General features: G+C 72.3%; 11 protein-coding genes. 2 read left to right on the plus strand and 9 right to left on the minus strand.

Annotated elements, in window-relative coordinates; genetic code table 11:
* Positions 1–660: 660 nt before the first annotated feature.
* On the plus strand, positions 661–1,671 hold the full coding sequence (gene trpS, locus ACFYO9_RS25855) for a tryptophan--tRNA ligase (RefSeq protein WP_358778449.1): 1,011 nt from the start codon (positions 661–663) through the stop codon (positions 1,669–1,671).
* 215 nt (positions 1,672–1,886) lie between these two features.
* Here the strand turns inward: trpS and proC are convergent, their stop codons facing one another.
* From proC to ACFYO9_RS25880, 5 genes are all read right to left on the minus strand, one after another.
* Entirely contained in the window at positions 1,887–2,711 is an 825-nt protein-coding gene (gene proC / locus ACFYO9_RS25860) for a pyrroline-5-carboxylate reductase (RefSeq protein WP_358709798.1), read from the minus strand.
* 143 nt (positions 2,712–2,854) lie between these two features.
* Entirely contained in the window at positions 2,855–3,592 is a 738-nt protein-coding gene (locus ACFYO9_RS25865) for an ABC transporter permease (RefSeq protein WP_358778450.1), read from the minus strand.
* Positions 3,589–4,644: an ATP-binding cassette domain-containing protein gene (locus ACFYO9_RS25870; protein ID WP_358778451.1), complete on the minus strand. Its 1,056-nt coding sequence runs from the start codon at positions 4,642–4,644 to the stop codon at positions 3,589–3,591. The genes ACFYO9_RS25865 and ACFYO9_RS25870 overlap by 4 nt, the downstream gene beginning before the upstream one ends.
* A gap of 40 nt (positions 4,645–4,684) precedes the next feature.
* On the minus strand, positions 4,685–5,515 hold the full coding sequence (locus ACFYO9_RS25875; RefSeq protein WP_358778452.1) for a class I SAM-dependent methyltransferase: 831 nt from the start codon (positions 5,513–5,515) through the stop codon (positions 4,685–4,687).
* Between the two features lie 490 nt (positions 5,516–6,005).
* The gene (locus tag ACFYO9_RS25880; RefSeq protein WP_358778453.1) at positions 6,006–6,581 is read right to left on the minus strand and encodes an EamA/RhaT family transporter; all 576 of its coding nucleotides are present in this window, start codon (positions 6,579–6,581) and stop codon (positions 6,006–6,008) included.
* 190 nt (positions 6,582–6,771) lie between these two features.
* On the opposite strand from ACFYO9_RS25880, the gene ACFYO9_RS25885 reads away from it, so the two are divergent.
* Positions 6,772–9,057, plus strand: a complete 2,286-nt coding sequence (locus ACFYO9_RS25885) for a serine/threonine-protein kinase (protein ID WP_358778454.1) — start codon at positions 6,772–6,774, stop codon at positions 9,055–9,057.
* Between the two features lie 69 nt (positions 9,058–9,126).
* On the opposite strand, the gene ACFYO9_RS25890 is transcribed toward ACFYO9_RS25885, so the two are convergent.
* The 4 genes from ACFYO9_RS25890 to ACFYO9_RS25905 form a co-directional block, all read right to left on the minus strand.
* On the minus strand, positions 9,127–9,501 hold the full coding sequence (locus ACFYO9_RS25890; RefSeq protein ID WP_388666613.1) for an SH3 domain-containing protein: 375 nt from the start codon (positions 9,499–9,501) through the stop codon (positions 9,127–9,129).
* A 116-nt stretch (positions 9,502–9,617) separates the two neighbouring features.
* The gene (ilvD, locus tag ACFYO9_RS25895; RefSeq protein ID WP_358778455.1) at positions 9,618–11,471 is read right to left on the minus strand and encodes a dihydroxy-acid dehydratase; all 1,854 of its coding nucleotides are present in this window, start codon (positions 11,469–11,471) and stop codon (positions 9,618–9,620) included.
* Positions 11,472–11,666: 195 nt separating this feature from the next.
* Positions 11,667–12,314 carry a TetR family transcriptional regulator gene (locus ACFYO9_RS25900; RefSeq protein WP_358709805.1) on the minus strand — a complete coding sequence of 216 codons (648 nt, stop codon included), beginning with the start codon at positions 12,312–12,314 and terminating at the stop codon, positions 11,667–11,669.
* Positions 12,311–13,135 (minus strand): sugar phosphate isomerase/epimerase, encoded by an 825-nt coding sequence (locus ACFYO9_RS25905; protein ID WP_355811253.1) that lies wholly within the window; start codon positions 13,133–13,135, stop codon positions 12,311–12,313. Before ACFYO9_RS25905 ends, ACFYO9_RS25900 begins: the two co-directional genes overlap by 4 nt.
* Positions 13,136–13,220 lie beyond the last annotated feature (85 nt).

Here is a 13,220-nt window from a genome sequence, read left to right on the forward strand (position 1 = left end):
CCGGGCGCTTCCCTTCGGTGTTTCTTTTTGTTCTTCGTTCTTGCGTTTCCGACTCTATCAGACTCTTTCGTGTCCGACTTCCTCGGTGCCTTTCCAGTTCCCGCTCCGGCCTTTCGGCCTTTCGCGTTTCCCTTTCCGGCGGCTCCGACTCTATCAGATCCTTTCGGGCCTGACCCCCGGTCAGCGGGGCTTGTCTTCGCGGCTATTGGGCCGTTCCGACGAGTGAGACTTTAGCGGAATCTCGGCTCCCGACCTAATCGGGGGCGTCCTTTCGAACGCCGATTCCTCATTTCGCAAATACGCATGAAAACAAACCGAAGGCGAGACCCGGAAGGGCGCACGACGTCGATCGCTTGAATGGTTCTTGCGGAATGGCCGCCCGGGGACCGACCAGCAAGTGGTCGACGCTCACGTCGGGCAACTCGGAGAACACTACGTAGGCACCCTCGGAGTGTCAACTCCGGACAGCGGGCCTCCGTCGGGTCTACTCTGGGGGGCGTGACTACACGTGCGTACGCCCAACTGTGGTGGGCCGCCTGAGGGCGGCCGTACATACGCATGTACTCAACGGCCGCCGCCTCGGCGGCCGTTCTTGTTTCTCCCCCCGGAGGACCTGGAGCCCGGCGGCCGGGCCGGCGGTCCTGACCAGGAGGCGGAGAGATGACGAGGATCTTCAGCGGGGTCAAGCCGACGGGACACCTGACCCTGGGCAACTACCTGGGAGCCGTCCGGCAGTGGGCCGAGACCGACCAGTACCGGGCCGACTCCCTGTTCAGCATCGTCGACCTGCACGCATTGACGGTCGAACACGATCCGGGCCGGGTGCGCCGGCTCAGTCGGCAGGCGGCGACGCTGCTGCTCGCATCCGGGATCGATCCCGAGCGAGCCACCGTCTTCGTCCAGAGCCATGTGGACGAGCACGCCCGCCTCTCGTATCTGCTGGAGTGCGTCGCGACGGACGGCGAGATGCGGCGGATGATCCAGTACAAGGAGAAGTCCGTGCTTGAGCGGGCCAGGGGCGGGAGCGTGCGGCTTTCGCTGCTCACCTATCCCGTGCTGATGGCGGCGGACATCCTCGCGTACGACGCGGACGAGGTGCCGGTCGGTGACGACCAGACGCAGCACGTCGAGCTGACGCGGGACCTGGCGGTGCGGTTCAACCAGCGGTACGGACAGACGTTCGTCGTCCCGCGGGCCACCCCGCCCAAGGTGGCGGCACGGGTCATGGCCCTGCAGGACCCCACGTCCAAGATGGGCAAGTCCCACGACGCCGGCGCCGGGATCGTCTACCTGCTCGACGAGCCGGACGTGATCCGCAAGAAGATCCTGCGAGCCGTCACGGACAGCGGGAGCGAGGTCGAGTTCGACCGGGAGTCGAAGCCGGGCGTCTCCAACCTCCTGGAGATCCTCGCGGCCTGCCAGGGCGGGAACCCCGAAGCCCTGAGCGGCGCGTACCAGTCGTACGGCGCACTGAAAAAGGACACCGCCGAGGCCGTGGTGGAACTGCTCAGGCCGGTGCAGGAGCGCCACAAGGCGCTGGTGGCAGACCCCTCGTACGTAGAGAAGGTATTGCGACGGGGAGCCGAGCGAGCCAAGTCCATGGCCAAGCCAACGGTCGACGGCGCCTACCGAGCGATCGGCCTACTGCCACCGACTGACGAACCGGCGTAGGCAACTGGCGGACGCCCCACGGCCCGGCACCCGCGTACGAGACGGAAGGGGACGCGGGGGTATGTGCGCACGGAGCACCGAGCACACGGTGGCCCCACTATCCACAAGGCGTGGCGAACAGTGGATGGCGAGTACGCACATACCCCCGCGGCCCCGCACCCAAAAACGAACCCAAGGCGCAGAGACGCAAGCCCAAGGCGCCCCCGCCAGAAGAGTCAGGCGTTGTTTCCGGAGGCGAGCTCACGACTGCGGTCGCGGGCAGCTTCCAGCGCGGCGATGAGCGCGGCCCGCACCCCGTGGTTCTCCAGCTCGCGGATCGCGTTGATCGTCGTGCCCGCGGGAGACGTGACCGCCTCGCGGAGCTTCACCGGGTGCTCGCCGCTGTCGCGGAGCATGACGGACGCGCCGACCGCCGCCTGGACGATCAGGTCGTGCGCCTTGTCGCGGGGCAGGCCGAGCAGGATGCCCGCGTCGGTCATGGCCTCGACGAGGAAGTAGAAGTACGCGGGCCCGGAGCCCGAGAGGGCCGTACACGCGTCCTGCTGGGTCTCGGGGACGCGGAGCGTCTTGCCGACCGCGCCGAAGATCGCCTCGGCGTGGGCCAGCGCGTCGCCCGAGGCGTGGCTGCCGGCGGAGATGACGGACATGCCCTCGTCGACGAGGACGGGGGTGTTCGGCATGACGCGGACGACGGGGGTGCCCGCGGGCAGGTGTTCCTCGATGAAGGCCGTGGTGATGCCGGCGGCGGCGCTGATGACCAGGCGGTCGGGGGTGACGTGCGGGGCGAGTTCGTCGAGCAGCTTGGCCATGTCCTGCGGCTTGCAGGCGAGGATCAGGGTGTCGGCCTTCGCGGCGGCTTCGGCGTTGCTGACGGGGGTGACGCCGTAGCGGGTGCGGAGTTCGTCGGCGCGTTCCTGGCGGCGGGTGGTGACCAGAAGGTCGGCGGCCGCCCAGCCGCCGCGGATCATGCCGCTGAGCAGGGCCTCACCGATCTTTCCGGTGCCGAGGACTGCGACTTTCTGGCTCGTGGTGCTGCTCATGAACGGTGGCCTCCGGGGTTGCGTCGTCCGGGGACCATCCTCGCATTGGGGTGCCGGAGCCAGCGGTGGTGTCCGGTGGGCGGAACAAGGGTCGACACCGGTCGCGGAGGGGCCCGGGTCGGCCGGAGGCGGGGTCGGTGGGGTCAGGCCGTGCGGCGGCGCAACGTGGCCGCACCGAGGGCGAGGACCAGGAGGGCACACGCGGCGACGATGACGACGTCGCGCAGGAAGTCACCGGTGACGTCGGGGTGGCGGAGGACTTCGTTCATGCCGTCGACGGCGTACGACATGGGGAGGACGTCGGAGATGCCCTCCAGGACCGGCTGCATCTGGCCGCGCGGTGTGAAGAGGCCGCAGAGCAGGAGCTGGGGGAAGATCACGGCCGGCATGAACTGGACGGCCTGGAACTCGGAGGCGGCGAAGGCCGAGACGAAGAGGCCGAGCGCGGTGCCGAGGAGCGCGTCGAGCAGGGCGATCAGGAGCAGGAGCCAGGCGGAGCCGGTGACGTCCAGGCCGAGGGCCCACAGGGCGAGCCCCGTGGCGAGGGTGGACTGGACGACGGCCACGGCGCCGAAGGCGAGGGCGTAGCCGGCGATGAGGTCGCCCTTGCCGAGGGGCAGGGCGAGGAGGCGTTCGAGGGTGCCGGAGGTGCGTTCGCGGAGGGTGGCGATCGAGGTCACCAGGAACATCGTGATGAGGGGGAAGATCCCGAGGAGCGAGGCGCCGATGGAGTCGAAGGTGCGGGGGCTGCCGTCGAACACGTACCGCAGCAGGAGCAGCATCACGCAGGGGACGAGGATCATCAGCGCGATGGAGCGCACGTCGTGGCGGAGCTGGAGCAGGACTCGGGCGGCGGTGGCGAAGGTGCGGTAGGCGTTCATCGGGGGCTCCTGGACGCGGCTGGAGTGTCGGTGGGGGCGCCGGAGCCGGCGTCGGCGTCACCGGCGGGGGCGGCGCCGGCGGGGGCGGCGCCGGTGTCCGCGTCCGTGTCCGCGCCGGTGTCCGCGTCCGTGACCGCGCCGGTGTCCGCGTCCGTGTCCGCCGCGTCGACGAGGTGGAGGAATGCCGCCTCGACCGTGTCGGTGCGGGTGCGGGTGCGCAGGGCTTCGGGGGTGTCGTCGGCGAGGAGTTCGCCCTCGCGCATGAGGAGGAGGCGGTGGCAGCGTTCCGCCTCGTCCATGACGTGCGAGGAGACGAGGAGGGTGGCGCCGCGGTCGGCGATGGCGTGGAAGAGGTTCCAGAGGTCGCGGCGGAGGACGGGGTCGAGGCCGACGGTGGGTTCGTCGAGTACGAGGAGTTCGGGGGCGCCGAGGAGCGCGACCGCGAGGGAGACGCGGCTGCGCTGGCCGCCGGAGAGGTTGCCCGCGAGGGAGTCGGCGTGCGAGGTGAGGGCGACGTCGTCGAGGACGCGGCCGACCTGGTCGTGGCGGCGGGCGGCGGCGGCGCCGCGGCCGGGGTCGAGGACGGCGGCGAAGTAGTCGAGGTTCTGGCGGACGGTCAGGTCGTCGTAGACGGACGGGTCCTGGGTGACGTAGCCGATGCGGGAGCGGAGGGCGGGGGATCCGGCGGGGTGGCCGAGGACGGTCAGGGCGCCGGTGACCTTGGCCTGCGTGCCGACGACCGCGCGCATGAGGGTGGACTTGCCGCAGCCCGACGGGCCGAGGAGACCGGTGATCTGGCCGCGGGGCACGGTGAAGTCGAGGCCGCGCAGGACGGTGCGGGGGCCTCGGGCGACGGTCAGGGTGTCGGCGCGGATGGCGGGGGGTTCGGTCTGGGGGGTGGGGGCTCCGGCCTGGGTGGCCGGGCTTGCGGTTTGGGTGGTGGGGCTTGCGGTTTGGGTGGCCGGGCTTCCGGTTTGGGTGGCGGGGTCCGTGCCCGCGGGGGGAGGCGGGTGGCCGGCTGTCGGGCTTCGCTTGTTCGCTTTATTCATCATGTGATGAATAATCCTCCCGGGGGCGGGGCGCGTCAAGCGGTCACGCGGGCGAGGGGGACGGCGGGCGGAGTGCCACGAGGAGGTCGACGACGTAGCTCTCCTCGACGATCCCGTCCGGGAAGACCTTGAGCAGCTCGGTGCGTTCGGCGGCGAGGAAGACAGCCGCGCGTTCCTCGCCGAGGACGAGGAAGGCCGAGTGCGTGCCGAGGTTGGCGAGGTGGGTGTCGACCGGGACGCGGCGGGTCCAGCGGAGGCGGTCGCGGCGGAAGTCGAGCCCGGTCGTGAGGTCGTCGGTGCGGTCGGCTGAGTGACCGGACGTGGGGCCGGACGTGGGGTCGGCCTCGTCGTCCCGGGCGAGGAAGCGGGCCATGCGGGCGGACTGTTCGCCGAGCCAGGGCATCTCGTGGTCCGTCTTGTTCCACCACAGGGCGAGCGCGCCGCCGGGGCGCAGCACGCGCAGGGCTTCCGGCACGGAGCGTTCCTGGTCGGTCCAGTGCCAGGCCTGGGCGTAGGTGATGAGGTCCGCGGAGGCGTCGGCGAGCGGGAGGGCGTTGCCGTCGCCGCGTACGAGGGGGACGTGCGGCAGGGTGCGGCGGAACTGTTCCGCCATGCCGTCGCCGGGCTCGACCGCGACGACGCGGGCGCCTCGTGCGGTCAGCAGGGCGGTGGCGATTCCGGTGCCGGCGCCGACGTCGACGACGCGGGCGTCCGCGAGGGGGCGGCCCGCCAGGCGCTCGACGGCGTCGAGGAGGGCGGGCGGATAGGAGGGGCGGTACGCGGCGTACTGGGCGGCGGCCGCGTCGAAGGAGCGGGCGCGGACGCGGGCGCGGGCGCTGGCGCGGGCGTTGGCACTGGAGGAGGCGGACGTCATCCCGCCATGCTCGCGCGGGGCGGGACGGGTGGGCCAGAGCGGTGAGGGTGGGCCTGAGCCGCGAAGGTGGGCCGGAGCCGCGAAGGTAGGCCCGAGCCTTGAGGGTCGGCCCGAGCCGCGAAGGTAGGCCCGAACCTTGAGGGTGGGGCCGAACCTTGAAGGTGGGCCCGAGCCTTGAAGGCGGGCCCGAGCCCTGAAGGTGCGCCCGCACCCTAAAGGTGAGCCGCCCCCGGACGGTGAGCCGGAACCGAGAGGGCGGACCAAAGCCGTGGAGGCGGGCCAACCCCGGACGGCGGACCAAAGCCATGGAGGCGGGCCAACCCCGGAGGGCGGACCAAAGCCGTGGAGGCGGGCCAACCCCGGACGGCGGACCAAAGCCATGGAGGTGGGCCAACCCCGGACGGCGGACCAAAGCCGTGAGTGTGGGCCAACCCAGGTGGGTGGCCGCCTGAAGCCGTGGAGGTGGGCCCGAGCCCCGTAAGCCCCCCTCTCAGCCCTTTCGGTTCTTCTTGCGGGACGGGTTGCCCGTTCGGCGGGACGTGCGCTTCTCGTACTGTTCGCGGGCCTCCGCGTACTCCGCGCGGTGCAGTCCCTCGCCCGGGGCCTCCTTCAGGGAGCGGAAGAAGTACGCGCAGAGGCTGCCGATGAAGCCGATCGTCATCAGGCCGCGCGTCGAGGCCTGCGACGCCGCGTCGTGGCGGCGGGAGAAGCCGTCCCAGGTGCGGCGGAAGGCGATGGCGCTGCAGATCGCGAACATCACCACGACGAGCAGGTTCACGAACTGCCCCACCGCCGCGATGGCGAGGCCCTCGTAGGCGAAGCGCAGCACGAAGCAGCCGGCGGCCGCCGCGGCCAGCGAGCCGACGGCGACACCCGCGCGGCGTGCGCCGTAGCCGCCGTCGTGGTCCACCCAGGTCGTCCCGAAGAAGCGGAGGGGCTCGGGCCGCGGGCCCGGGGCGGTGCCGGGGGCGGTGCCGAGGGCAGCACCGGTGGACGGGCCCTGAGGTGTGCCTAGGGTGCCTGGACTGCCTGGCGTGCCTGACGTGCCGGGGGGTTCTTCGCTCACCGTTTGATTATCGCCTGCCGCGCGGGCGGCGACAGCGCACCACGGCCCCCAAGGATCACGCCGCGCAGCTCACCGCCCCGCCCAGGCGCGCCCTTTTCGTCCCCCGCCTTGCCAGGACACACCGCCCGGCAGCTAGTTTGGGCTGCGTCATTCATGAGGGCACGTAACCGCACGGGGGAGGTCGGTGGGCATGACGCTCCGTGGCGGCGACCCGGAGGAGATCGGCGGCTACCCGCTCGAGGCGCGCCTCGGTTCGGGCGGCATGGGCACGGTGTTCCTGGCGCGTACCGCGTCCGGGCGCCCCGTCGCGATCAAGCTGATCCACCGGCAGTTCGCGGACGACGAGGAGTTCCGGATCCGCTTCCGGCAGGAGGTGGCGGCGGCCCGCCGGGTCAGCGGCGCCTTCACCGCTGCCGTGATCGACGCCGACCCCGAGGCCGAACACCCGTGGATGGCCACGACCTTCATCGAGGGGCACACCCTCGCCCAGCACATCGCCCGCAAGGGCCCCATCGGCGGCCCCGCGCTGCGCACGCTGGCCATCGGCCTGACGGAGGCGTTGCGCGACATCCACCGCGCCGGGGTCGTGCACCGGGACCTCAAGCCGTCCAACGTGGTCCTCTCCCCCGAGGGCCCGCGCGTCATCGACTTCGGGATCTCGCGCGCGACGGACCAGCAGACGCTGACGATGACGGGCCGGGTGATCGGCACGCCGCCGTTCATGTCGCCCGAGCAGCTGCAGGCGCCGCGCGGCGTCGGACCGCGCTCCGACGTGTTCTCGCTGGGCACGCTGCTGGTGTACGCGGCGACGGGGCAGGGCCCCTTCGACGCGGACAGCCCGTACATGACGGCCTATCAAGTGGTGCACGAGCCGCCGTCGTTGGGCTCCGTGCCCGATACGCTGCGCGCGGTGGTGGAGCCGTGCCTCGACAAGGATCCCGAGGCGCGCCCCTCCGCCGACGAACTCCTCGTACGGCTGCGGGATCTGCCCGCCGACCTGGGCGGCGCGACGGGCCCCGCCGAAGGGCCGCGGCGCAGCACCCGCGAGACCGACACCCAGCACCACCTGTCGACGGACGACCACACGCCGGTGCCTGCTCCCGCCGACCCGTCCCGGAAGACCCCGTCGCCGGCCGCCGCGCCCACGCCCGACTCCGGCACCCTCATCGGCCGCCGGCTGCGCCGCCGCTGGCGTCCCGTGCTCGCCGCCGCCGTGGCCGTGGCCGCGATCGGTGGCGGGGTCGCGGTGGTGCGGGCCGTCGGATCGGACGGGAGCGGCGGTACGGAGGACAAGGGCACCGACATCGCGGCGGCCGGGGCGAAGCTGCCGGGCGGGTTCCGCCCCTGGCACAAGACCGTGCCGGGCGGGCGCGAGGACATCCCGGACGAGTTGCGCTGTGTCGCGCGCGGCGACGCGTTGTTCTGCGGGGGCGGCGGGGTCGTCGCGACCCGGCTGCGGATCTCCGACGGCTCCCGCGTGTGGACGGAGAAGAGCCCCGGCGTCCCGGTGCAGGGCATGCACCTGGTGGGCGTGACCGGCGACACCGTGCTCGGCTACCGCTTCGCGGCCGAGGACGAGCCGGGCGACCCGCGCACCGAGGTCGTCGCCGTCGACGCCGACAAGGGCAAAGAGCTGTGGTCGGTGCCGTCCGGCGCGCAGTCGGCGGCCGTGACGGGCGGTCGTACGCAGGACGCCGTGGTGGTCGGCTCCACGGTCGTGACGGTCGACGCGTCGAACAACCGCTTCGAGGCCCGGCGGGCGCACTCCGGCGACGTGCGCTGGAAGCAGCCGTTCCCCGCGGGCCGGGCGTGCGCCCCGGTGCCGGCCGGCGGCACCCTGCTGTACGCGATGTGCGCGCCCCGCTCCGAGATCGAGGCCAGCATGGTGCGCCACCCCACCCTGCACGTGGTCGACATGGACTCGGGGAAGCTCGGCAAGGCCATCTCCCTGCAGGGCCCCGTCCAGCCGGTCGGCACCACCGGCGACGGCCTGGTCCTGCTGCACACCCGGCGCAAGGGCTGGGAGACGTTCGGCTACGACGGGATCACGCGGGTCGACCGGAAGTCGCACGAGGTCACGTACTCGCGGCTGTCGAAGGTGTACTACGGGACGCCCGGCCTCGCGAACAACACCGTCGTCGTGAGCGGGCAGACCGGCATCGTCACCGCCTTCGACCCGGCGACCGGCTGGAAGAAGTGGGACCGGCAGACCGGCGTCGAGGGCCTGTCGGGGCCGGTGAGCGGGGACGCCGGAGGTGACGGCGCCCTCTACCTGAGCTCGGCCAGCGGCCGGGTCGTCACGCTCTCCACCCGCAAGGGCGAGGTGCTCGCGACCACGGATCCGCGCGCGGAGGGCCTGGCGGGCGAGCAGAACGCCAGCCCGCGCGCGACCGTCGTCGGCGGCGTGGTGGTCGTGACGGCCGCCAAGAACACGGTGTTCGCCTACGACGCGTCGAAGCCGCCGCGGTCCGGCTGACGCGGGTCGCCCCCCGCCCCGCCCGGACCGCGGCGGCCCCTCGGCTCGTCCTGACCGCCGCCCCGGGTGTCAGCAGCGCGGCGCCACGTATCCGCTGCTGCCCGTGCGGACGTACGTGTCCGAGACGTACCGGCCGCTGCCGATGCGGTCCCAGATCTTCGAGGTGCCGGTCGGGCCCGTGACCGTCTCGCCGGGCCGCTGGCAGGAGATGGTGACGCGGGCGCCGGCGCGGAGCCGGCCGACCGTGTCGTACGAGGTGCCGGGGCCGGAGCGGACGTTGACGTCCGCGACGACCGGGTAGCTCCGGGCGGTCAGGGCCTCGACGGTCTCCGCCACGGCGGCCACGTCGACCACAGCGGCCACATCGACCACGGCGGTCGCATCGGCGGCACCCGTCCCGGCCGGCTCCTCGACGACTTCTGGTGTGATGACGTTCTCGCTCACGGTGCTCTCCCCCGTACATAAAGAACGGCGCGGGCGCGCCCTCGGCGTGTGTCTCACACCAAGGACGCGCCCGCGCCCCAAAAGGTTTCGAGCCGGTTCAGGGCCCGAACGGCGGCTCAGCCGAGTCGCGACACGTCCCGCACCGCGCCCTTGTCGGCGCTGGTGGCCATCGCCGCGTACGCGCGCAGGGCGGCGGAGACCTTCCGCTCGCGGGACTTCGGCGCGTACACCCCGCCGAGCGCCGCGCGGCGGGCGGTCAGCTCCTCCTCGGGGACGAGGAGTTCGATGGTGCGCCCGGGGATGTCGATGCGGATCCGGTCGCCGTCCTCGACGAGCGCGATCGTGCCGCCGGACGCCGCCTCGGGCGAGGCGTGGCCGATCGACAGGCCCGACGTGCCGCCGGAGAAGCGGCCGTCGGTGACGAGCGCGCAGGCCTTGCCGAGGCCGCGGCCCTTCAGGTACGAGGTCGGGTAGAGCATCTCCTGCATGCCGGGGCCGCCCTTGGGGCCCTCGTAGCGGATGACGACGACGTCGCCCTCCTTCACCTGCTGCGTGAGGATCTTCTGGACGGCCTGCTCCTGCGACTCGCAGACGACGGCCGGGCCCTCGAAGGTCCAGATGGACTCGTCGACGCCGGCGGTCTTCACGACGCAGCCGTCCTCGGCCAGATTGCCCTTGAGGACCGCGAGGCCGCCGTCCGCGGAGTAGGCGTGCGCGACGTCGCGGATGCAGCCGTGCGCCGCGTCCGTGTCGAGGGTGTCCCAGCGCTTGGACTGCGAGAAGGCGGTGGCGGAGCGCTCGCAGCCGGGGCCCGCGTACCAGAGGTCGGTGGCCTCCTCGCTCGCGCTGCCGCTGCGCACGTCCCAGGTGTCGAGCCACTCCTTGATGGAGGGCGAGTGGACGGTGTGGACGTCCTCGTTCAGGAGGCCGCCGCGGTACAGCTCACCGAGGATCGCCGGGATGCCGCCGGCGCGGTGCACGTCCTCCATGTAGTACGTCTTCGCGCCCGCGACGTTCGGCGCGACCTTGGCCAGGCACGGGACGCGGCGCGACACGGCGTTGATGTGGTCGAGGTTGTAGTCGACCTCGGCCTCCTGGGCGGCGGCCAGCAGGTGCAGGATCGTGTTCGTGGAGCCGCCCATGGCGATGTCGAGCGCCATGGCGTTCTCGAAGGCGGCGTGCGTCGCGATGTTGCGCGGCAGGACCGAGGCGTCGTCCTCGCCGTAGTAGCGCTTGGTCAGCTCGACGACGGTCGAGCCCGCGCGCTCGTACAGCGCCTTGCGGGCGGTGTGGGTGGCGAGGACCGAGCCGTTGCCCGGCAGAGAGAGGCCGATGGCCTCGGTGAGGCAGTTCATCGAGTTGGCGGTGAACATGCCCGAACACGAGCCGCAGGTCGGGCAGGCGTTCTCCTCGATGCGGAGGATGTCCTCGTCGGAGATCTTGTCGTTGACGGCCTCCGACATGGCGTCGACCAGGTCGAGCGTGCGGACCGAGCCGTCGACCAGGGTGGCCCGGCCGGACTCCATCGGGCCGCCGGAGACGAAGACCGTCGGGATGTTGAGGCGCAGGGCGGCCATCAGCATGCCGGGGGTGATCTTGTCGCAGTTGGAGATGCAGATCAGGGCGTCGGCGCAGTGCGCCTCCACCATGTACTCCACGGAGTCCGCGATCAGGTCGCGGGAGGGCAGCGAGTACAGCATGCCGCCGTGGCCCATCGCGATGCCGTCGTCCACGGCGATCGTGTTGAACTCGCGGGGGATGCCGCCTGCCGCGCTGATCGCGTCGGAGACGATGCGGCCGACCGGCTGCAGGTGGGTGTGGCCGGGCACGAACTCCGTGAAGGAGTTGGCCACGGCGATGATCGGCTTCCGTCCGATGTCGGCCCCGGGTACACCGGAGGCGCGCATAAGGGCGCGAGCGCCCGCCATGTTGCGGCCGTGGGTGACGGTGCGGGACCTGAGCTCGGGCATTGTCGCTCGCTCCTTCGGTGGGCCCCGGGCGGGGCCTTCGCGGCAGGGTATGACTTGCTGCCGAGCGTACGCCGCCGCTCCAGGATCTGGACAGGCTGTCCGGATGGCGGGACGGGCGTCTCGCTGAGCGACCACGTCCGCCGGGGGTGCGCCTCCGGTCGGCCGCCGGCCGCGGCGCCCGGTCAGGGCGCCCGTTCAGTCCCCGGTCAGATGCCCCTGCACCACCGGAGCCACCCGCGCCACGAGCTGCTCCACGTCCGCCGACGCCAGCGGCTCGACCTTGATCACGTACCGCAGCATGGCGATGCCCACCAGCTGCGCGGCCGCGAGCTCGGCGCGCAGCTCCGCGTCCGGAAGGTCGAGGCGCCCCGCGATGCGCCCGAGGAGCTGGGCGGCGACGAGGCGGCGGAAGACCGCGGCGGCCGTGTCGTTGTTCATCGCCGACCGCACGATGGCGAGCAGCGGGGCGCGGGTCGCGGGGTTCTCCCAGACGCCGAGGATGAACCGGGTCAGCCGCTCGCCGACGCCGTCGAGGGGGCCGTCCTCGATCGCGGCGGGCGCCTTGAGGGCGGGCGCGAACGCGACGGTGACGGCCGCCTCGAAGACCTGTTCCTTCGTGCCGAAGTAGTGGTGCACGAGCGCCGGGTCGACCCCGGCGGCCTTGGCGATGCCGCGTACGGACGTCTTCTCGTAACCGCGTTCGGAGAACTCCTCGCGGGCCGCGCCGAGGATCCGGTCGCGGGTCGCGGGCCCGGTCTCGGACTGCGTACGGGACGGGCGGCCCCGGCGGCGCGGGGCGGTGGCCTCCGGCGGTTCGCCGCCGGTGAGCCCGCCACGGGTCATGAGCGGGGCACCCGCACGGCCGACGCCAGGTGCAGCCGCGTGTAGGCGAGCGCCTCGGCGAGGTCGGCCTCACGTTCGGCGCTGGACATCGCGCGCCGGGTGTTGACCTCGATGACGACGTGCCCGTCGAAGCCGGTGGTGGCCAGGCGCTCCAGGAGCTCGGCGCACGGCTGGGTGCCGCGGCCCGGGACGAGGTGCTCGTCCTTGGCGGAGCCCTTGCCGTCGGCGAGGTGGACGTGGCCGAGCCGGTCGCCCATGCGGTCGACCATGTCCATGGCGTCCGCGCGGGCGGTCGCGGTGTGCGAGAGGTCGACGGTGAAGTGGCGGTAGTCGTCCTTGGTGACGTCCCAGTCGGGGGCGTAGGCGAGCATCTCGCGGTCGCGGTAGCGCCAGGGGTACATGTTCTCGACGGCGAACCGTACGTCCGTCTCGTCGGCCATCCGCCAGATCCCGTCGACGAAGTCGCGCGCGTACTGCCGCTGCCAGCGGAACGGCGGGTGCACGACGACGGTCGAGGCGTCCAACTTCTCGGCGGCGGCCTTCGCGCGCTGCAGCTTGACCCACGGGTCGGTGGACCAGACGCGCTGGGTGATCAGGAGGCAGGGCGCGTGGACGGCCAGGATGGGGATCTGGTGGTAGTCGCTGAGCCGGCGCAGGGCCTCGATGTCCTGGCTGACCGGGTCGGTCCAGACCATGACCTCGACGCCGTCGTAGCCGAGGCGCGCGGCGATCTCGAAGGCCGTCGCCGTCGACTCCGGATAGACCGAGGCCGTCGACAGGGCGACCTTCGCATCCGGGATGCGCACCACTGGTTCTGCCACGAAGGACAGCGTACGGGCCCCCTCCGGGCGCCGGGGAGGTGGCCTCCTGCCGCCCTGGCCGGGGACGGCTGCGGACCGGCCGGTG

The organism is Streptomyces sp. NPDC005863 (assembly GCF_042871345.1).
Lineage (GTDB): Bacteria > Actinomycetota > Actinomycetes > Streptomycetales > Streptomycetaceae > Streptomyces.

Bases quoted from the DNA above. Each gene is read 5' to 3' on its own strand.
- ACFYO9_RS25900 (WP_358709805.1), bottom strand. From the start codon at position 12,314: ATGACCCGTGGCGGGCTCACCGGCGGCGAACCGCCGGAGGCCACCGCC.
- ACFYO9_RS25885 (WP_358778454.1), top strand. From the start codon at position 6,772: ATGACGCTCCGTGGCGGCGACCCGGAGGAGATCGGCGGCTACCCGCTC.
- ACFYO9_RS25865 (WP_358778450.1), bottom strand. From the start codon at position 3,592: ATGAACGCCTACCGCACCTTCGCCACCGCCGCCCGAGTCCTGCTCCAG.
- ACFYO9_RS25875 (WP_358778452.1), bottom strand. From the start codon at position 5,515: ATGACGTCCGCCTCCTCCAGTGCCAACGCCCGCGCCAGCGCCCGCGCC.
- ilvD (WP_358778455.1), bottom strand. From the start codon at position 11,471: ATGCCCGAGCTCAGGTCCCGCACCGTCACCCACGGCCGCAACATGGCG.
- ACFYO9_RS25870 (WP_358778451.1), bottom strand. From the start codon at position 4,644: ATGATGAATAAAGCGAACAAGCGAAGCCCGACAGCCGGCCACCCGCCT.
- proC (WP_358709798.1), bottom strand. From the start codon at position 2,711: ATGAGCAGCACCACGAGCCAGAAAGTCGCAGTCCTCGGCACCGGAAAG.
- trpS (WP_358778449.1), top strand. From the start codon at position 661: ATGACGAGGATCTTCAGCGGGGTCAAGCCGACGGGACACCTGACCCTG.